Source organism: Orbaceae bacterium BiB, assembly GCA_036251205.1.
GTDB lineage: Bacteria > Pseudomonadota > Gammaproteobacteria > Enterobacterales > Orbaceae > Orbus > Orbus mooreae.
On sequence record CP133958.1, the window covers coordinates 1,223,016 to 1,242,837 of the forward strand.

The following is a 19,822-nucleotide window of genomic DNA, read 5'->3' on the forward strand; positions in this document are numbered from 1 at the left end:
TTATTAATAAATAATTATCCAAAACATATCCAAATTATCTCTATTCAGATATAATTTCCGATTAAAATAATCTTTTAGAATAAAGACTACGACTTTGACAATTAAACAATTAACTTGGCAAGAAACTCAGCCTCGCACTGAACACATTTCAGCTTTACTACAAGATTTAGCCTTAGATGCTAATTTTCTAACATTACAACCGCGTATTGAATCGGCACTATCATTACTGTGCCCTAAAATAAGAAAAAAATATCAATCTCGATTTATGTTGCTAAAAGCACCTGATAGCCAGTTATTTTTTTCACTATTAGATAATAGTATTCGTAGCAAATTACCAACTAATCACTATGGTTTTGCCTACCATATTAATGAACGTCAAATAACATTAACGCCTGCTAAAAGTAAACAAGATAATTTTTCAGCTATCGATAATTGTTTATTCTCTTCTTGGGTTGACCATGAAAGTCTATTTGGTTGTGTAAGACAACCTGAGGATGATTCATTTAAATTACAATCAGGTCTCGTTCATAATGTGAATGGTGGTGTCTTAATTTTAGGATTACGTTCATTACTGGCACAACCTAACTTGTGGGAACGCTTGAAAAAAATGGTGATCACTGAAGAGTACCAGTGGGTCTCAACAGATGATGCCAACCCATTACCGATCGCTATTCCATCAATGCCATTAGATCTACGTATTGTATTGGTCGGTGACCGATTAAGTATGGCTGAATTACAAGATTATGATCCTGAATTCTTTGACACCTCATTATATGCGGAATTTGAAGGAGATCTATTAGTTCAATCCGATGAAGAGCTAAAACAGTGGTCTGCTTATTTGAAGTTTTTAGCCAATTATCAGCAGCTCCCACCAATTGATACTTCAGCATTTGTCGAGTTAATTAAGGCTGGTACTAGATATACTGAAGATCAGTACCATCTGCCACTATCACCAGATTGGTTAAGCACACAATTAACCCTTGCGGCACAACTTGCAGATGAGTGTATCGATGATAATGTCATCAAGTCCTCAATCGAGCAAAAACAGTGGCGTGAAAGCTATCTAGTAGAACGTTTTAGAGAGTCAATTTTTACTAATCAGGTAATTATTAATACTCAAGAACAAGTTATTGGTCAGATTAATGGATTATCAGTAGTTGAATATCCGGGCTATCCTAAAGTGATAGGTGAACCGACACGTTTAAGTTGTTTAATTCATTTTGGTGATGGTGAGTTTGTTGATATTGAGCGAAAGAATGAATTAGCGGGTAATATTCACTCTAAGGGTATGATGATTATGCAATCTTTTATTACCTCTGAATTTGCAATTACTCATCAATTACCTTTTTCCGCCTCCTTGGTATTTGAACAATCCTATAACGAAGTCGATGGTGATAGCGCATCACTTGCCGGTTTATGTGTCCTAATTAGTGCCCTATCAGCACAACCCATTGATCAGCAACTTGCCGTGACAGGTTCAGTCGATCAGTTCGGTAACGTTCAAGCAATCGGTAGTGTTAATGAGAAAATAGCAGGTTTTTTTGCGGTATGTAAACACCAAGGCCTAACTGGACAACAAGGCGTTATTATTCCCTCATCAAACCTCCGTCATTTATGTTTAAATGATGAGATTACCGATGCCATTAAAAATCGACAATTTACGATTTGGACAGTCGATAATGTCGCAGATGCACTATATCTACTAACGGGAATTAATTATAAAGATGACTCGTCAATTAGCTTATATAAATTGATTCAAGCCCGTATTCAAATGACCATGACTCAAGAAAAGCAGCCAACAGGTTGGTTTAATAAATGGCGCAAATAAAATTGCAAAAATGAGGAATTCCGCTTACACTTGTACGCTAATTTTACTCAAGTATATAAAATAATAAAAGGTTGCTTATGACTTTTGAACGTAAATCTTCTTACTCTAAAGAAGACCTGATTAAATCAGGTAATAATGAGCTTTTCGGCCATGATGGCCCACCGTTACCATCTGATCTAATGTTAATGATGGATCGTGTTGTTGAAATGAATGAACAAGGTGGACAATACGGAAAAGGCTATGTTGAAGCTGAACTCGATATTAATCCTGATCTTTGGTTCTTTAAATGTCATTTTAAAAATGATCCAGTAATGCCTGGTTGTTTAGGACTTGATGCAATGTGGCAACTTGTTGGTTTCTATTTAGGCTGGCTAGGCGGTAAAGGTAAAGGTCGTGCTTTAGGTGTGGGTGAAGTTAAATTTTCAGGTCAAGTATTACCAACCGCTAAAAAAGTAACCTATAAAATTCACTTTAAACGTGTAATTAATCGTAGATTGATTATGGGGATTGGCGATGGTGAAGTATTTGTTGACGGTAAACTGATTTATCAAGCAACAGATCTTAAAGTCGGTTTATTCCAAGATACAACATCTGCATTTTAGTTTATTAAGTTCTGCCTATTGAATAGGCAGAACTTTTCTTGAATTAGTTACCCGAAAAGTACAACTCTCAAATTCAATTAAGCTGTTTTTACAGCAGCAACAATCTTAATTTCTACTTTATATCTTTCGTTCATTAAACCTGATTGTACAGTACAACGAACTGGCGCTTGACCTTTAACAACCCATTCATCCCATGCTTTATTCATTGCTGAGAAATCCGCTTTATCAACAAGAAAAATCGTTACATCTAAAATCTGGTTTTTATCACTGTTCACTCTAGCCAAAATTGCATCGATTTCCATCAATGCACTTTTAGTTTGAGCATAAGCATCAGCGACTAAATCAGTAGGTACACTAGTGTAATAGATAACATTATTATGGATAACCGCTTCAGACCAGCGTTCATCAGGATCAATTCGTACAATTGTCATTTTTATTCCATCTAAAATTAAAGGAAACTAGTAATAGTACTGGCTACTACCGGCAATAGCAAAAAGAGCAATCAATGCAATGATATAAAATACAACGGTAATTATGATCATAACCAAGGTATACATCCAAAATGAGGCCAAATTCAAGATCGCATCTTTCATGAATTTACTATCGTTAGTATATGATGCATAAGTAAATGAGCTACCAGATTTAAATAGTTTAATACCTGCAAGAAGATAAGGAATACCAATAATCGCCGTTATAATCCCAAAACAAGTTACTACTCCGCCAATGATAGACAAAACGCCAAAAATTTTCTGCATTGTGCCAATAAAAGACATTTTTTTCATGAGTAACGTATCGACTTCAAGCTGAATAGTATTGTTTTCCATTTTGATTCCCTGCTATTAATAATTTGCCATGCATACTAGCAAAATTTATTTAAATAAACAATTTGAATTATATTTAAACAATAATAATACATTCATTAGAATAGTTATGCGGTAAAATTATATTATCACTAAGATACAATCAAAAAAGTTCGTTATAATATTGCTGAAAAGGCATATTCTAATGAAAAAGAATTGCCTTTTCAGTAATAATTATTTGCAGCTAAGATAATGTAATAAAATCACTTCTTAACTTTTTAATTTCATCCCGTAGTACTCCAGCCCTTTCAAACTCAAGATTTTTAGCTGCTTCATACATCATTGCTTCAAGTTCTTTAATCCTTGCTTGAACCTCTTTAACCGATACATATTCGTAATTTTTACCAGGCTCAAAGAGTTTCACTTTGCTAGTTGATTTTTTAGTACTTAAGCCAGCTTCAAGAATATCTTGAATCTGTTTTTTCACAGACATCGGTGTAATATTGTGTTCTAAATTAAAGTCTTGCTGTTTCTTACGTCGTCTTGCAGTCTCATCAATGGTATGTTGCATAGCCGGCGTTATTTTATCTGCATATAAAATTGCTTTACCATGTAAATTACGTGCAGCTCGACCTACTGTTTGAATTAATGAACTAGTAGAACGTAAAAAACCTTCCCGATCAGCATCTAATATAGCGACCAATGATACTTCTGGAATATCTAATCCTTCTCTTAATAAGTTGATTCCGACAAGTACATCCACTTCACCTAAACGTAAATCACGGATAATTTCCATTCGCTCGACGGTATTAATATCAGAGTGTAGATATTTAACTTTAACACCATGTTCAGAAAAATAGTCAGTTAAATTTTCAGCCATCCGTTTGGTCAGGGTAGTCACTAGAACACGTTCACCTAATTGCATACATTGCTTAATTTCAGATAAAAGATCATCAACTTGTGTCATTACCGGTCTGACTTCGATAATAGGATCAAGGAGTCCTGTTGGACGTACAACCTGTTCAATAATTTCAGAACCGGACTTTTCAATTTCATATTTTGCCGGTGTAGCTGAAACATAAATAGTTTGCGGCATTATTTTTTCAAATTCAGCAAACTTCAATGGGCGATTATCTAAAGCTGATGGTAATCTAAAACCATATTCAACTAAATTTAACTTACGTGAACGGTCGCCATTATACATCGCACCAATTTGTGGCACACCAACATGAGATTCATCAATAAAGAGTAATCCATCAGCGGGCAGATAATCAAATAATGTAGCCGGTGGCTCACCAGCTTTACGCTGAGCTAAATAGCGAGAGTAATTTTCAATACCAGAACAATAACCAAGTTCAGTCATCATTTCTAAATCGAATAATGTTCGTTGGGTTAGCCGCTGCTCTTCTACTAAACGATTTTCTGCTAACAATACTTTTTGTCTTTCTGCTAACTCTTGCTTAATTTGAGCAATCGCATTATCGAGGATTGCTCTAGGAGTAACATAGTGAGTTTTTGGATAAACAGTGATCCTTGACACTTCACTAACAGCACTCCCCGTCAGCGGATCAAACAGAACGATTTTTTCGACTTCATCGTCAAATAATTCAACTCGTACTGCTAATGTATCTGAATCAGCAGGGAAAATATCAAGCACATCCCCTCTCACACGAAACGTGCCGCGATTAAAACCGACATCATTGCGTTTGTATTGCATTTCAGCTAAACGCGTTAAAATGGCTCTTTGATCGGTAATAGTTCCCTTTGTTAAATGAAGAATCATTGCCATATAAGATTCAGGCGCCCCTAAACCATAAATAGCGGAAACAGAAGCAACAATAATAACATCTCGACGTTCCAAAAGAGATTTCGTGGCTGAAAGCCGCATTTGCTCAATATGTTCATTGATTGAAGCATCTTTTTCAATAAAGGTATCGGTTGTTGGCACATAAGACTCTGGTTGATAGTAGTCATAGTATGAAACAAAATACTCTACCGCGTTATCAGGAAAAAATGCTTTCATTTCACCATATAGTTGGGCAGCTAATGTTTTATTGGGCGCCAATATAACAGTTGGACGGTTATGAGTTGCAATCACATTCGCCATCGTAAATGTTTTACCCGATCCAGTTACCCCAAGTAAAGTTTGATGCGCGATACCATCTTCTAAATTTTGATTAATTTTTTTGATTGCCTCAGGTTGATCTCCTGCAGGAGAAAATTCTGAATACAATTTAAAACTTCGCATATTTTTTACCTATAACCATAACATTATTTTGATGTCAATCAAATTTATCCCCAAAAAAAGACTTGACCTTTTTGATTAATTAATCTCTGATTCCCTGTTTCAAAAATCATTACTTATGTTAATAAATCTGTGCTTGATTTATATTAACATGCTGATTAATAACAATTTGTTAAATTGTGACTACTATCTAAGCAAACTAGACTAAAACTAGCTATTTCCAGCAGTTAGACCCTTTTTCAAGAAACTATACACAAAGTTATCCACAGGTATCGGGGATAACTTTTTTCATCTAATCAGCCCTTAATTTTTCAATAGGTTACAGAAAAAATTAGAATTGCAAGTATTAAAAAAATAATTTTTAAATTATTTTTTTCCTATTTTTAAGGGCAAAATTAATCGCCATAATATTATTTATTACTCACTTCATCTAAACAGTATCGATAACCTTCATCATTTGATCGAACAAAGGTTAATCTATGTGTGATACAGTTTGGTGCATCTTCTGCGTGGTGAGACACAAATAATAGCTGACTATGACCTTTTTTAATCAAAAGATCAATCCAACCTTTCACTAGTTCACGATTTAACTGATCTAATCCTTGTAGAGGCTCATCTAATATTAATAGTGTTGGATGTTTAACCAATGCTCTAGCAATTAAAACTAAACGTTGTTGACCCCAAGATAACGACTGGAAGGGCTGATTAGCTTGTTTAGTCAGATTAAGTAAAGAGAGCCACTCATCAGCTAATTTGTTTTGCTTATCACTCGTCGTACAATAAATTCCGATTGAATCATAATAACCAGATAATAAGACATTTTTAACACTACTGCTCACCCGATAATCTAGGTGAAAACTACTACTAACATAGCCAATATGCTTTTTAATATCCCAAATTGTCTCACCAGAGCCTCGTTTATATCCAAACAGGGTTAAATCGTTACAATATCCTTGCGGATGATCACCTGTAATCAAGCTAAGTAAAGTCGATTTTCCTGCACCATTTGGACCAACTATCTGCCAGTTTTCATGCGCATTAACTTGCCAATTTAGATCATTAATAATCGGTTTTTCATTATATTGAACATAACCATGACGCAAAATAACTCGTGGTAGCTCATCCGATAAGGTGGCTGGAAATTCATCAGTATCAGGTAAATGAATATTTTGTAAAGATTCGAGAGTCCTCAATTGTTCAATAACCTGATCTTGTAAGAGTTCTTGACGTTTACCTGTTTTAATTAATTGACATTCAGCAATCACACCAACATTTTCAATAAAATCGGGAATATCATTAAAACGATTAAGTACGACGATTAAAGTAATCCCCTGTTGAGAAAGCTGGCTTAATAGTAGCCCTAACTGTTGACGCGATGCTACATCAAGACCATCAAATGGTTCATCTAAAATAAGTAATTCGGGAGAGGACATCAAGGTTCGACATAGTAGCGTTTTACGAGTCTCACCGGTAGATAAGTATTTAAATCGTTTTTGTAATAGAGGCTCAATATCAAACTGCTTAGCTAATTGCTGACATAAAAGTGAATCCTGACAATTTTCCTCAATCACTTGTGCTGTTGTTAAACCGGTATCATCTTCGCCATCACTTACCATATCAGAATTATTACGCTTCCACTCATCATCAACCATTTTCTGTAATAATTCAAAAGAGAGCGTTTCAATTTTAGTAAATTGATTAGTAAATTCACCACTAAGCTTTAATAAATTACCCGCTAATGCTTTAACTAAAATAGATTTACCACTGCCATTACTGCCGACAAAAGCCCAACTATCACGAGATTGAATCGTCAGTTCAGGGATGGAGAATGTTTTATAATCACTAATTTTATACTGCGCATTGTTAATTTTAATCATATCGCTTGATCCTCGCCAAAATATTAGACAGTGCTCGCCTCTATAAATGTGTTATTTAGATAATACTGATTTTCATATTGCTGAGGCGATATCCAACCATTAGTTGAATGACGACGAACACGATTATAATAGATTTCAATATATTCAAATAGGGCTTTATTCGCATCCTCCCGAGTTTTGTAATCACAACCATGAATAATGTGCGTTTTTAATGTATGAAAAAAACTTTCAGCTACCGCATTATCCCAACAATTGCCTGCTCGACTCATACTTTGACTAAGTCCATACTGTAACAATAATCGCTTAAAATCAGCACTGCAATATTGGCTTCCTCGGTCGCTGTGAAGTAATACACCCTTTGGAAACTGACGACGGAATAAGGCATTTTTGAGTGTGTTACAGACTAAGTGCCTATCAATCCGCGAGCTCGTTTGTCGTCCAATCACTTTTCGCCCGAATAAATCAATAATCACACAAAGGTATAGCCAGCCTTCACCGGTTTTGATATACGTGATATCGGTCACCCAAACACGATTCGGTTTATCAGGATTAAACTGTCTATCTAATGTATTTGGCGCTACATCATGAGATAGGCTTGGCGCTGCTAGATAGTTAAATTTACGGGCGACTTTACTTCGTAAGCCTAATTTTTGTAATACTCGACTTACTGTTCTTTCTGAGACATCATAGCCCTCATCTCGGATATCGTGTACTAAGCTTGGTGCACCCAAACGCGCTTTATGCCGCCAATAGAGTGCCTTGACGTTATCAATCAGCGGCTGTGATTTCGGTGTGCGTTTTAACCAAGCGTAATAACCGGGCACGCTGACGTTTAATAGGCAACAGGTTAAACGTACCGGATACGACGATAAATACAGTTTCATATACTTGTACTTCACCGACTTGGATGGTTGATGAAGTACACATGCGCCTTTTTTAGGATTTCATTCGCCATTTTCAGTTCTTTATTTTCTTTTTCTAGAGCGATAATTTTTTGCTGCTCAGCCGTTAACTCGCGTTTACTGGTTTTACCTGGATTGATTTGCCTTACCCATCTATCAAGGGTTGATTGACCAATGCCAAGGTGATTTGCAATATCGGCTAGCGAAAGATGAGCATTCGATAAGGCATAATCAACTGATTGTTGTTTGAACTCAGTACTGAATTTTTTGACCATGATATGTTCTCCTATGATTTTTATTTATATCATAGAGGTGACATTTGTCTATTTTTTTGGCGAGGATCAGCTATCTTTTTTTGAGTAAAAATTAAATAATAATATTGTCTAAAATAAATAAAGAGGATGATATATCCTCTTTATTTATTTTAAGCACCTATCTATATTGCTGATAAAATTTTTCGGCTCACATCTAAGGTAATATTTTGATGTTCACCTAAAGCAGTTTGGCCGTGAAGTTCTAAACGTTCTATTAGTAAATCTAGATCTTTCTTAATACCATAATCACTCAGCTTCATTTTCATCCCTAATGATTGGAAAAATTGCTCAGTTTTAGTTATCGCTAAATTAACCTTTTCATCATCACTACCCGTCGTAATGTTCCAAACTCGCTCAGCATATTGTAATAGTTTGGCTATTTTTTCATCTTTTTTAAGAGTCCATAACACGGGTAAAATCAATGCCAGTGTTCTTGCATGATCCAAACCATATAGAGCTGTCAACTCATGACCAATACGATGAGTTGTCCAATCTTCTGGAACGCCAGTCGCTAAAATACCATTAAGAGCAATCGTTGCAGCCCACATAAAATTTGCTCGGGATGAATAATCATCTTTTTTATTAATCACATCAGGTGCTATTTCAATTAAGGTTTTAAGAACCCCTTCAGCAAAGTAGTCTGGAATCTTAGCATCAGTCGGATAAGTTAAATATTGTTCAATCGTATGAACAAATGAATCAACCAAACCATTTTCTAATTGACGTTGTGGTAATGAATAAGTTTTAGTAGGATCTAAGACTGAAAACTGCGGAAAAATCAGCTCATTTCGAAAAGAGAGCTTTTCCTGTGTTTCAGCTCGAGTAATTACGCCTCGACAATTCATCTCAGATCCTGTTGCTGGTAGAGTAAGAACCGTTCCAAGAGGTAAAGCAGCGGTAACAGCTGGCCCTGTTTGCGTCAAAATTTTCCAAGGATCATCACGATAAAGAGCTGCTTGAGCAATAAATTTCGTTCCATCGATGACTGAGCCACCACCCACCGCTAGTAAAAAGTCAATTTTATTTTTTTTAACAACTTCAACTGCACGCATTAATGTTTCAAAATGGGGATTTGGCTCAATACCTTGAAACTCTTGATAGTAAAAATCAGTTGATAAAACGGCTTTTACTTCCTCTAGTGTGCCATTATTTATCACACTTTTACCACCATATAAGACTAATACTCGTGCTTTTTTAGGTAAATACTTAGGTAATTCTTTTATCGTATCTTGTCCGAAAATAATTCTTGTGGGATTATAAAATTGGAAGTTTTGCACAATATTTACTCCTGGTATTTACATTTGCTGAATGAATATCTATTATCGTTGATCATTATAATCCAAATTAGAATAATATGTTGTGAAGAAAATTTTATTTACTTTAAAAGCCATTTATACAGTGCTTGTTATCATAGCTGGGCTAGTTATCTGTTCCAATTCTGTTGGTTTTTCAATATTTACAGTGATCTCTTTCGGATTTTACCTCTCATCTTTTATGTTTTTTTTATTCTGTACACGCCGAAAAGTACAATCACTGATGATTACGAGCTCATGCCTGATTATTATACAGTTACTCAATCAAATCAAAGTTCACTACTATAAAGAAAGATTATTTTTTCCTGATTTTAATGTCGCATTTGATCCTCAAAATTTTTCAACACTACTACACTATCCAGGTGCCTTATTCTATTTAATTGCACTTGTCATATTTTTAGTGGTGAATATTTTTTTATTTCGTACCGAGAAAAAAATTAGTCATACCAAGCGATGGGGCTCCTTGGCTACTGCGATAATTTTATTTGGTTTAATTACTTATATCAGTCAACAGGATAAAGTGAATCAATTGTGGCAACAATATCTACCGAAAGGAAGAGGTACTCTTGCAAATTTATTTATTTCATCCAATCAATTCAGTTATGCTCCTCCTGTTTTTGAACAATCATCTCAATATTTTTTAAATAAATTATCTACTATCGAAAATCATATTGTTGACTCAAAAAATCCCTTATTAATCAAAAAACCCGATGTAGTGGTATTTTTACAAGAGTCTACCGTTAATCCACAATTGTTTGATATCTCATCAAATAATGTGCCTAATTATGAGATGTTTTCACAACCAAATAGCAATTTGATGAGGGTTCAAACATTTGGAGGAGGAACATGGTTGACCGAATTCTCGATATTAACTGGTCTCAATACTAATGATTTTTCATATCGAAAAAATTCAGTTTATTACGTAGTTGCCCCACATATACAAACCAGTTTATTTAAAGAGTTTAATAATAATGGCTATTTTACGGTGGTTCTATCACCAATGGGGTATGGTAATTATAATGCAGGCCCAGCTTATACATCATTCGGGATGCAAAAATTCTTTATGCCGCAAGATTTGGGTTACCCAGAAGAACACAATAAGAATCTATGGAAAATTCCGACTCAAGATTTACTTGATAAAGTTAAAACTATCTTAGAAACCTACACAGATAAACCGCTATTTATCTTTGTACTATCAATGAATGAACACGGCCCTTATGATCCAAATTATACAGATACTCATCAAGTCGGAGAAAATGTGTCAAATAAAGCATTTGTTGGAAAACTGAATGATTATTTAGGTCGAATTGGACCATTAAATGCAGCAACACAAAATTTTAATGACTATATAAAACAAAGAGCAAATCCGACACTATTTGTCTATTTTGGTGACCACCAACCAGATGTAAGCTGGAATGGTAACTATAAAACATCACTTTCTGAAGCAAATTATTTGACTCAATACACTGTATCAGCCAATTATCCAATCAATATAGGACATAATGAACTTACTGATGCTTCACTACTAAGTGGATTAATTTTAGAAAAAGCAGAGGTACAATATTCTGATTTTTATAAAGCAAATATTGCAATGCGCTATCTTTGTAATGGAAAATTGGATGATTGCCAAGATAAAGCTCTTGTTGAAAGTTATAAACACTATGTTTACCAAGAGCTTAAAGACGCGGGAACAGCAACAAAATAATAATAGATAAATGCTTCGTATTATTTTAATTATCTGCTCTGAGCGATATCTCGCCACCAATATAAGGGGTTATTTGACCATTTTGTTCAAGTAATAATGCCCCTTGTTGGTTAATACCGCGAGCAACACCCTTTATCACCGTTTCGCCAATAATTAATTTTACTGGACGATTTGCAAAATTATCTAATGGATTCCACTCTGCTAAAAATGCAGCAAACCCTTGTTTTTCAAAGCAGACTAAAGCTTGACGGAGATGGTACAATAAATTTGCAACCAGTAAATTTCTATCAATGTTACCTAAATTAGACCAAGCTTGATTAACAATCCCTGAATCGGGATTATGCATATTCAAATTAATTCCCATCCCCATAACGACATGGGCAATATCTCCCGCTTTACCTGCAATTTCAACCAAAATCCCTGCCAATTTTTTATCATCAAGATAGAGGTCATTTGGCCATTTTACTTTGATATCTTGTCCAGATAATTCGCGTAAAACCTTTGCAACAACAATACCAATCATTAAACTTAGTCCCATTGCAGCAGCAGGACCTTGCTCTAAACGCCAATATAGTGATAAATAGAGATTACTCCCAAATGGAGAGAACCATTGGCGTCCTCGACGTCCTCTTCCTGCTTGTTGAAACTCGGCAACACAAGCATTCCCTGATGATAATTCAGCTAAATTATCTAATAAATATTGATTCGTCGAATTAATTACGGGAATAATATCAAGTGCAACTGGTTGTGATGATTTCTGCAAATAGTAATGGGTAATCTTCTGTTCATTAAGTAAATTGAGTGGATAAGCTAATTGATATCCCTTTCCTTGTACAGAAGAGAGTTCTATTCCCCACTGTCTAATAACTTTGATATACTTATTAATACCCGCACGGGTTATACCAAAAATAGAAGCCAGTTCCTCACCTGAATGAAAATGACCATCTGATAGGATCTCTATCACTTTAAGTGGATTAGCAAGATCACGCATATCGATTTTGACTCCATTTATTTTGTACTACATTTTTTGAAAGCACGCCAAAAAAGTAGAGTAGAATAATTACAAAACTCACAAATAAGTAAATGTTACCTAATTTATCCATAATTAGGGCAATTACCGCTGGAGCAATAAGGCTACCTAGCGTGTTAACCAATAACATTGTTTGGTTCATCGCTACAATATCCTGTTTTTTAACTGTTTGGCAAGCCCAAGCCATTGAAATAGGATAAACAGTATAAATAGTGATACCAAGCAGGATTGTAGATAAAACTGGAAATATATCTGCAATTAGCATCAGGCAAGCGATAATCGCAATACACATCTCAATACAGAGTAGAATAGGTTTACCATAACGATCAGCAAGCCATCCCATTGGCAGTTGAGCGAGTAAACCAGAAGTAATTAATAAAATAATCCAATTAGCAACTTGATTATCATCGTAACCTAAATGAGCATAATAAGCTGGCAGTAAAGAATAAAAAGATCCGATAACCATACCAGCAATAACACAACCAATTAAACCTAATCTAGCTTCTCGATGTTTAATCATCGGCAATAAATTTAATGTACTTTTTTTCTTTTTTGGTAATCGATAATGAGTTAACGTAATAAAGAGTATTGCTAGAGCCATTAATGTACTAATCACTAATCCAAAATAGAGTATCTCAACGGGAAAATAGCGTAGTAGAGCTTGTCCAAATACAGTCCCTAAATAATAAGTTGTCATATAGACTGCTAGCATTTTACTGCGCGTTCGCATTGTACCTGTAATTAAAATACAACTTTCAACAATCACCCAAGTAACAGCACAGGCAATACCAATGATAAAACGCCAAAATGACCAACTATAAACATCAACAGATAAGCTTAAACCTAATGTAGCAAGCGCAAATAAAATACAAACATAACTATAAGTTTTTTTAGCATTAAACTTACCGATAATCCAGTTCGCAATAATTGTTCCAACAAGATTACCAACAAAATATGCAGAGCCAACCAACCCAATTTGTCGTACAGGAAAATGATCATGAACTAACCATAATGGTACTTGTGTATTAAGTGCCGAAAGAGAAATCGTCACAAATAATAGACTAATTAATAGAATTGGAAAGGAGTATGAACGCGCACCCATATAACAAGCTCTGAATTTTTATAAATTAATGAATAATATTAAATCAAGTTAACTGTCAGATCTAATATAGTTTTATTAGCGCAACAGCAAATCTGCATCAATTTCACCTTGTTTACCGATAAAACGAATTTCAGGGCTTAATGTTATACCAAATTTTTGTTGTACTGTATTTTTTACTACCTTGGCTAGGGCAACAACATCTTGAGCTTTCGCATGATCTTTATTAACAAGAACTAATGCTTGTTTATCATGTACGGCAGCACCACCAATTTGATAATTTTTTAAACCGCATTGATCAATTAGCCAACCCGCAGCTAGTTTCACTTGTCCATTTGATTGAAAATAAGCTGGCATATCTGGATAATCTAACACGAGTTGCTCATATTGTATTTTATCAATTACAGGATTTTTAAAAAAACTGCCTCCATTACCCAAAATGTTTGGATCAGGTAGTTTACTTCGACGAACTTCACATACTTTATCAAAGACCATTTTTGCCGTTACGGTTTCCCTATCAAAATTTTTCAGTTCACCATAACTTAAAACTGGCTGCCATTGTTTAGGTAATTTAATGCCTACAGAAATGACAACATAATCCTCTCGATATTGTGATTTAAAAATACTTTCACGATATCCGTATTTACCATCTTGTACTGTAATAATCTGACCTGTTTTCAATGATAATAAATCAACATAGTCCGCAAATTTTTCAAATTCAACACCATAAGCACCAATATTTTGAATTGGTGCAGACCCGACACAACCAGGAATAAGCGCTAAATTCTCGAGTCCAGCAATATCGTTATCAATTAAATGGGCAACTAAGTGATGCCAAATTTCTCCAGCACCGACCTTAATTAACCAATAATCGCGATTATCCATTACGCTAATACCACGAATTCTATTGATAACAACAATACCACTAAAATTTTCAGTGAAAAGTGTATTACTCCCCTCACCTAAAATCAAAATAGGTAAGTTTTGTTTAGATGCCTGTTGATAAACCGATAATAACTGTTCAGTACTCTCAACAGTTATTACATCATCAGCATACACAGCTAAATTAAACGTATTAGGAATTTGTTTTTTCATCGCATTATCACTATTTTTTCTTAAATGCCGCAGCAAATGCATTACCCATAGCACTGTTTGTGGCGATAGGTGCTGGCTTAGAGCCACTTGATTTATGTTCTTTTTTTGATGTTTCTGTCGTTTTTCCAAGAGCGGCTTGATCATCTAACCGCATAGATAAAGCAATTCGTTTACGTGGAATATCAACTTCGATCACTTTAACTTTAACAATATCGCCTGTTTTAACTACCGTTCTTGGATCTTCAACAAATTTATCAGATAAAGCTGAAATATGCACTAAACCATCTTGATGAACGCCGATATCAACAAATGCTCCAAAATTAGTTACATTAGTTACCGTTCCCTCCATGATCATCCCTAGCTTTAGATCATTCATAGTTTCAATATTTTCAGCAAACTGAGCAGTTTTAAATTCAGGACGAGGATCTCTACCTGGCTTATCTAACTCTTTAATAATATCTGTTACCGTTGGTAAACCAAAATGTTGATCGGTATAATCAGCAGCTCTGAGGGTTCTCAGTAAATTCGAATCCCCCATCACCTCTTGTAGTGATTTACCTAGTGCATCTAAAATACGTTCGACAACAGGATAAGCTTCTGGATGCACAGCGGACGCATCAAGTGCATTTTTACCATTCATAATACGTAGAAAGCCAGCACACTGTTCAAATGCTTTAGGTCCTAACCTAGCGACTTTGAGTAACTGTTTACGATCAGTAAACTGACCATTTTCATTACGATACTCAACAATGTTTTGAGCAATAACTTTATTTAACCCAGCAATACGTGATAATAACATCATCGATGCTGTATTAAGGTTAACACCGACGCCATTTACACAATCCTCAACCACTGCATCGAGTTTTTTTGCCAATAATGTTTGGCTAACATCATGCTGATATTGGCCTACACCGATAGACTTAGGATCTATTTTAACTAATTCAGCTAATGGATCTTGTAATCGACGAGCAATAGATACTGCGCCACGGATCGATACATCGAGCTCAGGAAACTCTTGAGCAGCGAGTTCAGAAGCGGAGTAAACAGATGCACCAGCTTCACTCACAATGACTTTCTGAGCTTTGACATCAGGATATTTCTTTTGTAATTCAATAAAGAACCGTTCAGTTTCACGCGATGCAGTACCATTGCCGATGGCAACAAGTTCAACCTGATATTTAATACACAAAGCAACAATAATCATAGCGGCTCGATCTGCTTGACCCGTATGAGGATAAATAGTTTCTGTTGCAACTAATTTACCCGTTTGATCAACCACTGCAATTTTGACACCAGTACGCAATCCTGGGTCCATCCCCATAGTGACTTTCATACCTGCAGGAGCAGCCATTAACATATCATGTAAATTAGCAGCAAAAACGTTAATCGCTTCTTCTTCCGCACGTTCTCGTAGCGTTGTCATTAGTTCAGTTTCCATGTACATAAGTATTTTTATGCGCCATGTCCAACTAATCACTGCTTTACGCCATTTATCTGCTGCTTGATCATTTAAATGAATGCCTAAATGCTCAGTAATAATATGCTCACAATAACTCTCTTTAGGAGCCTCCTCTGCTAAAGGATCTGCATTTAATGATAGCTGTAAAAAACCTTCATTACGTCCACGAAACATCGCTAAAGCTCTATGGGATGGTACCTTAGAGATCAATTCATGTTGGTCAAAATAATCCCTAAATTTAGCCCCCTCTTCTTCTTTACCCTCGATAACTTTGGCGACTAAGTGGGCATTATTCCATAAATAGTGACGAACTTTAGCTAATAAGCTGGCATCTTCAGCAAAACGTTCCATTAAAATATAACGAGCACCATCTAAAGCCGATTTAACATCTTCAATTCCTTTTTCTTTATTAAGATATTTACTAGCTTCACTATCCGGATCGAGTTGTGGATTTTGCCATAATGCTTCGGCTAAAGGTGATAAACCAGCTTCTATAGCAATTTGGCCACGAGTTCGCCGTTTAGGCTTATAAGGTAAATAGAGATCTTCTAATTCAGTTTTATTCAGTGTTGTCTTAATACTTTTTTCGAGCTCTGGCGTCAATTTACCTTGTTCAATAATTGATTTTAAAATTGTTTGTTTACGATCTTCAATCTCTCTAAGATAATTTAATCGGCTATCTAAGGTTCGTAATTGCGTATCATCGAGCCCGCCAGTAACTTCTTTTCTATATCGAGCAATAAAAGGGACTGTACTCCCTTCATCAATTAAAGTAATAGCTGCTAAAACTTGTTCTGGTTTTACTGCCAGTTCACCCGCTATAATATGGCTAATTTGTGGATTTATCATAAATACTTATCTTATCTTTTTATTAATGGAATCAAAATAAACAATTTCAATTATGGCGAAAAGTAATTATATAACAAGAGACGGCTATTTGGCACTCGATCGTGAATTAAAATATCTTTGGAAAGAAGAGCGACCAAAAGTAACTCAAGCTGTATCAGAAGCAGCAGCGATGGGAGATCGTAGTGAAAATGCTGAATATATCTATGGTAAACGTCGTTTGCGAGAGATTGATCGACGAGTACGCTTTTTAACTAAGCGCCTTGAAGCACTAACTATTGTCGATCCTAGCCCTGCACAAGAAGGAAAAGTTTTTTTTGGTGCCTGGGTTAGACTAGAAGATGAGCATGATAGCGAAAAAATTTTTCGACTCGTTGGGCCGGATGAATTCGATCCAAAAAAGAATTGGATATCAATTGATAGTCCAGTTGCCAGAAGCTTAATTGGGCATAAAATCGATGATGAAATTAGTGTTAATACACCTAATGGTAAAGCTTATTATTACATCTTAGCCATTTATTACCAAGATCCTACTATTAAAAAATAGTGGATGATGACAACTCCTAAAATAAGAAAGATAGTACTAATCGTCATCTCGTCATGTTTATCTATACCTTTTGCTGATAATAAAACTATCGATACTAAAAAATTTATTGGTATATAAAATGGTCTAACAACCGAAAAGTGTTTGGCTTTATTACATCGATCACTAGTAGCTATAAAATCGATATTCTTGGATTAGTAGAAAACTTTAGTACTAAATTATCTAAGGAGTGATCACCTGGAACTAAAGCCAATTATATTCCTTTTAAAAATGAAAAAAGGGCAAAATCGCCCTTTAATCATATGAATTCGGTTTTACAGCTATTTCTTTTTAGAAGGTGCTTTAGCTGGAGCTTTAGCAGGTTCTTTTTTAGCTGGTGCTGGGGTTTTAGCCATTTTCTTTATCCTTAGTTATAAAACTATTATGGGTTGCGAATATCAGTAAATATTCCATTACTATATACACCTAAGAAAAATAATTTTTTTATAATTGATAAGTACTTCGCAACTTCTTTTTTTGTATACAAAAGTCGTTTCAATCACTTCGTTAACATTACTTATCTAAAGTAATCTCATCGAGTGATAAGCTAAAACTTGGTACAAAAACTTGCATAAAATAGTCCATTTCAGCACTATCTCTTTCTGATAATGTTTTCTTTAATCGTTGCTCAGCGAGTTTAAACTCATTATTACCAGCACTCAATTCTTCAATTGTTTTTAGATAAGCACATAATGCATCAGCCTGTTTGACTAGATGCTTTTCATCTTCAGTATAAAAATCATCATCAATTAGTGGTCTAAAATCATCCCTAAACTCATCAGGTAACATATCAATTAATTTATTTTGAGCGATCTTTTCAATCTTTTTGTACTCTACCGTAATTTGAGGATTGTAGTACTTGGTCGGCGTCGGCATATCACCGGTTAAGACCTCTGATGCATCATGATACATCGCCATAAGTGCAATACGATCAGGATTAACTTGACCATTAAATTTACGATTTTTAATTATTGCTAACGCATGAGCAACAAAGGCAACTTGTAAACTATGTTCAGAAACATTTTCAATTCTAACATTACGCATTAAAGGCCAACGATTAATTAACTTTAACCGAGACAAATGAGCAAAAAAATGACTTGTATTCATAAATAAATATCTTTAGTAAATAACTTTATAATAAAAAATAAAAAACGCTTTCACTGTTAGATGAAAGCGTTAATTAACAAAGAGATAAATTACGCTAAAACTAGAGACTGATTACCTAAAGCTACTGGAACAATTTCAGCATCATCAAATGTGACAAACTCCCAAGCTTCTTGTTTTGCTAACAATGCTTGTAATAACTGATTATTTAATGCATGACCTGATTTGTAGCAAACTACTTCAGCTAACATATTATGACCACACATATAAAGATCACCGATAGTATCAAGCATCTTATGTCTTACAAACTCATCTTCGAAACGAAGTCCATCTTCATTCAAGACTCTATAATCATCAACAACGATTGCACAATCTAGGCTACCACCTAAGCATAATCCTTTAGATTGTAGCATCTCAATATCACGCATAAAACCAAATGTTCGCGCACGACTGATCTGACGAATAAATGATTCAGATGAGAAATCAATCTGATAGCGCTGTGTACTACTATCAATAGCTGGGTGATTAAAATCAATCGTAAAATCTAATTTAAAACCACTATACGGTCGTATTTCAGCCCATTTATCACCAATCTCAACTCTTACTGTTTCTTTAACACGCAAAAATTGTTTCTTTGCCGACTGTTCAGCAATACCTGCATCTAATAGCAAATATACAAATGGACTAGCACTACCATCCATAATTGGGATTTCAGGGGCATCAACTTCAATCAGAATGTTATCAATACCTAAACCAGCCAATGCAGCATTAATATGTTCAACGGTTGAAATTCTTACATTATTTTCATTAACTAAACATGTACATAACATTGTGTCACGTACTGATTTTGCATCAACAGGAAAATCCACCGCTGGTGTTAAATCAGTTCGACGATAAATAATTCCTGTATTTTCGGGTGCTGGACGCAACGTTAGGGTAACCTTCTTGCCTGTATGCAAGCCGACGCCTGTTGCCTGAATTTTCTTTTTTAATGTTCTTTGTTTCATTGTTGCACCTATC

The 19,822-nt window shown here is 35.1% G+C and carries 16 protein-coding genes; 4 read left to right on the plus strand and 12 right to left on the minus strand.

The window, feature by feature from the left end; translation table 11 throughout:
- The first annotated feature begins 94 nt into the window (after positions 1–94).
- Together RHO11_05760 and fabA are read left to right on the plus strand one after the other, a co-directional pair.
- Positions 95–1,828 (plus strand): Lon protease family protein, encoded by a 1,734-nt coding sequence (locus RHO11_05760; protein WVD62625.1) that lies wholly within the window; start codon positions 95–97, stop codon positions 1,826–1,828.
- A gap of 77 nt (positions 1,829–1,905) precedes the next feature.
- On the plus strand, positions 1,906–2,430 hold the full coding sequence (gene fabA / locus RHO11_05765; protein ID WVD62626.1) for a bifunctional 3-hydroxydecanoyl-ACP dehydratase/trans-2-decenoyl-ACP isomerase: 525 nt from the start codon (positions 1,906–1,908) through the stop codon (positions 2,428–2,430).
- A 77-nt stretch (positions 2,431–2,507) separates the two neighbouring features.
- On the opposite strand, the gene RHO11_05770 is transcribed toward fabA, so the two are convergent.
- The 6 genes from RHO11_05770 to RHO11_05795 all read right to left on the minus strand — a co-directional run bounded on the left by RHO11_05770 (position 2,508) and on the right by RHO11_05795 (position 9,845).
- Positions 2,508–2,861 carry a RidA family protein gene (locus RHO11_05770; GenBank protein ID WVD62627.1) on the minus strand — a complete coding sequence of 118 codons (354 nt, stop codon included), beginning with the start codon at positions 2,859–2,861 and terminating at the stop codon, positions 2,508–2,510.
- A 27-nt stretch (positions 2,862–2,888) separates the two neighbouring features.
- A complete protein-coding gene (locus RHO11_05775; GenBank protein WVD62628.1) occupies positions 2,889–3,254 on the minus strand; it encodes a DUF5362 family protein in 366 nt (121 codons plus the stop codon).
- A gap of 220 nt (positions 3,255–3,474) precedes the next feature.
- A complete protein-coding gene (gene uvrB, locus RHO11_05780) occupies positions 3,475–5,478 on the minus strand; it encodes an excinuclease ABC subunit UvrB (GenBank protein WVD62629.1) in 2,004 nt (667 codons plus the stop codon).
- A 407-nt stretch (positions 5,479–5,885) separates the two neighbouring features.
- Positions 5,886–7,352, minus strand: coding sequence for a molybdate ABC transporter ATP-binding protein ModF (gene modF, locus RHO11_05785; GenBank protein WVD62630.1), 1,467 nt, complete (start codon positions 7,350–7,352; stop codon positions 5,886–5,888).
- A 23-nt stretch (positions 7,353–7,375) separates the two neighbouring features.
- A protein-coding gene (locus RHO11_05790; GenBank protein ID WVD62631.1) for an IS3 family transposase occupies positions 7,376–8,529 on the minus strand; the annotation gives its coding sequence in 2 pieces (ribosomal slippage) (positions 7,376–8,283 and positions 8,283–8,529; 1,155 coding nt in all).
- 161 nt (positions 8,530–8,690) lie between these two features.
- Positions 8,691–9,845: an iron-containing alcohol dehydrogenase gene (locus RHO11_05795; protein ID WVD62632.1), complete on the minus strand. Its 1,155-nt coding sequence runs from the start codon at positions 9,843–9,845 to the stop codon at positions 8,691–8,693.
- Between the two features lie 82 nt (positions 9,846–9,927).
- On the opposite strand from RHO11_05795, the gene RHO11_05800 reads away from it, so the two are divergent.
- Entirely contained in the window at positions 9,928–11,586 is a 1,659-nt protein-coding gene (locus RHO11_05800; GenBank protein ID WVD62633.1) for an LTA synthase family protein, read from the plus strand.
- A gap of 25 nt (positions 11,587–11,611) precedes the next feature.
- On the opposite strand, the gene birA is transcribed toward RHO11_05800, so the two are convergent.
- The 4 genes from birA to RHO11_05820 form a co-directional block, all read right to left on the minus strand.
- Positions 11,612–12,577, minus strand: a complete 966-nt coding sequence (gene birA / locus RHO11_05805) for a bifunctional biotin--[acetyl-CoA-carboxylase] ligase/biotin operon repressor BirA (GenBank protein WVD62634.1) — start codon at positions 12,575–12,577, stop codon at positions 11,612–11,614.
- The gene (locus tag RHO11_05810) at positions 12,570–13,718 is read right to left on the minus strand and encodes an MFS transporter (GenBank protein WVD62635.1); all 1,149 of its coding nucleotides are present in this window, start codon (positions 13,716–13,718) and stop codon (positions 12,570–12,572) included. The genes birA and RHO11_05810 overlap by 8 nt, the downstream gene beginning before the upstream one ends.
- Positions 13,719–13,793: 75 nt before the next feature.
- Entirely contained in the window at positions 13,794–14,810 is a 1,017-nt protein-coding gene (murB, locus tag RHO11_05815; GenBank protein WVD62636.1) for a UDP-N-acetylmuramate dehydrogenase, read from the minus strand.
- A gap of 10 nt (positions 14,811–14,820) precedes the next feature.
- Entirely contained in the window at positions 14,821–17,118 is a 2,298-nt protein-coding gene (locus tag RHO11_05820; protein ID WVD62637.1) for a Tex family protein, read from the minus strand.
- 52 nt (positions 17,119–17,170) lie between these two features.
- Between RHO11_05820 and greB the strand changes: the two genes are divergently transcribed.
- A complete protein-coding gene (greB, locus tag RHO11_05825) occupies positions 17,171–17,662 on the plus strand; it encodes a transcription elongation factor GreB (GenBank protein WVD62638.1) in 492 nt (163 codons plus the stop codon).
- A gap of 549 nt (positions 17,663–18,211) precedes the next feature.
- On the opposite strand, the gene yfbR is transcribed toward greB, so the two are convergent.
- Together yfbR and lpxC are read right to left on the minus strand one after the other, a co-directional pair.
- On the minus strand, positions 18,212–18,805 hold the full coding sequence (yfbR, locus tag RHO11_05830) for a 5'-deoxynucleotidase (protein ID WVD62639.1): 594 nt from the start codon (positions 18,803–18,805) through the stop codon (positions 18,212–18,214).
- A gap of 89 nt (positions 18,806–18,894) precedes the next feature.
- On the minus strand, positions 18,895–19,809 hold the full coding sequence (gene lpxC, locus RHO11_05835; GenBank protein WVD62640.1) for a UDP-3-O-acyl-N-acetylglucosamine deacetylase: 915 nt from the start codon (positions 19,807–19,809) through the stop codon (positions 18,895–18,897).
- Between the last annotated feature and the right edge of the window lie 13 nt (positions 19,810–19,822).

Excerpts from the sequence above, each read along its gene's own strand:
- fabA (WVD62626.1), top strand. The coding sequence starts at position 1,906 with ATGACTTTTGAACGTAAATCTTCTTACTCTAAAGAAGACCTGATTAAA.
- RHO11_05770 (WVD62627.1), bottom strand. The coding sequence starts at position 2,861 with ATGACAATTGTACGAATTGATCCTGATGAACGCTGGTCTGAAGCGGTT.
- RHO11_05775 (WVD62628.1), bottom strand. The coding sequence starts at position 3,254 with ATGGAAAACAATACTATTCAGCTTGAAGTCGATACGTTACTCATGAAA.
- uvrB (WVD62629.1), bottom strand. The coding sequence starts at position 5,478 with ATGCGAAGTTTTAAATTGTATTCAGAATTTTCTCCTGCAGGAGATCAA.
- modF (WVD62630.1), bottom strand. The coding sequence starts at position 7,352 with ATGATTAAAATTAACAATGCGCAGTATAAAATTAGTGATTATAAAACA.
- birA (WVD62634.1), bottom strand. The coding sequence starts at position 12,577 with ATGCGTGATCTTGCTAATCCACTTAAAGTGATAGAGATCCTATCAGAT.
- RHO11_05810 (WVD62635.1), bottom strand. The coding sequence starts at position 13,718 with ATGGGTGCGCGTTCATACTCCTTTCCAATTCTATTAATTAGTCTATTA.
- murB (WVD62636.1), bottom strand. The coding sequence starts at position 14,810 with ATGAAAAAACAAATTCCTAATACGTTTAATTTAGCTGTGTATGCTGAT.
- RHO11_05820 (WVD62637.1), bottom strand. The coding sequence starts at position 17,118 with ATGATAAATCCACAAATTAGCCATATTATAGCGGGTGAACTGGCAGTA.
- greB (WVD62638.1), top strand. The coding sequence starts at position 17,171 with ATGGCGAAAAGTAATTATATAACAAGAGACGGCTATTTGGCACTCGAT.
- yfbR (WVD62639.1), bottom strand. The coding sequence starts at position 18,805 with ATGAATACAAGTCATTTTTTTGCTCATTTGTCTCGGTTAAAGTTAATT.
- lpxC (WVD62640.1), bottom strand. The coding sequence starts at position 19,809 with ATGAAACAAAGAACATTAAAAAAGAAAATTCAGGCAACAGGCGTCGGC.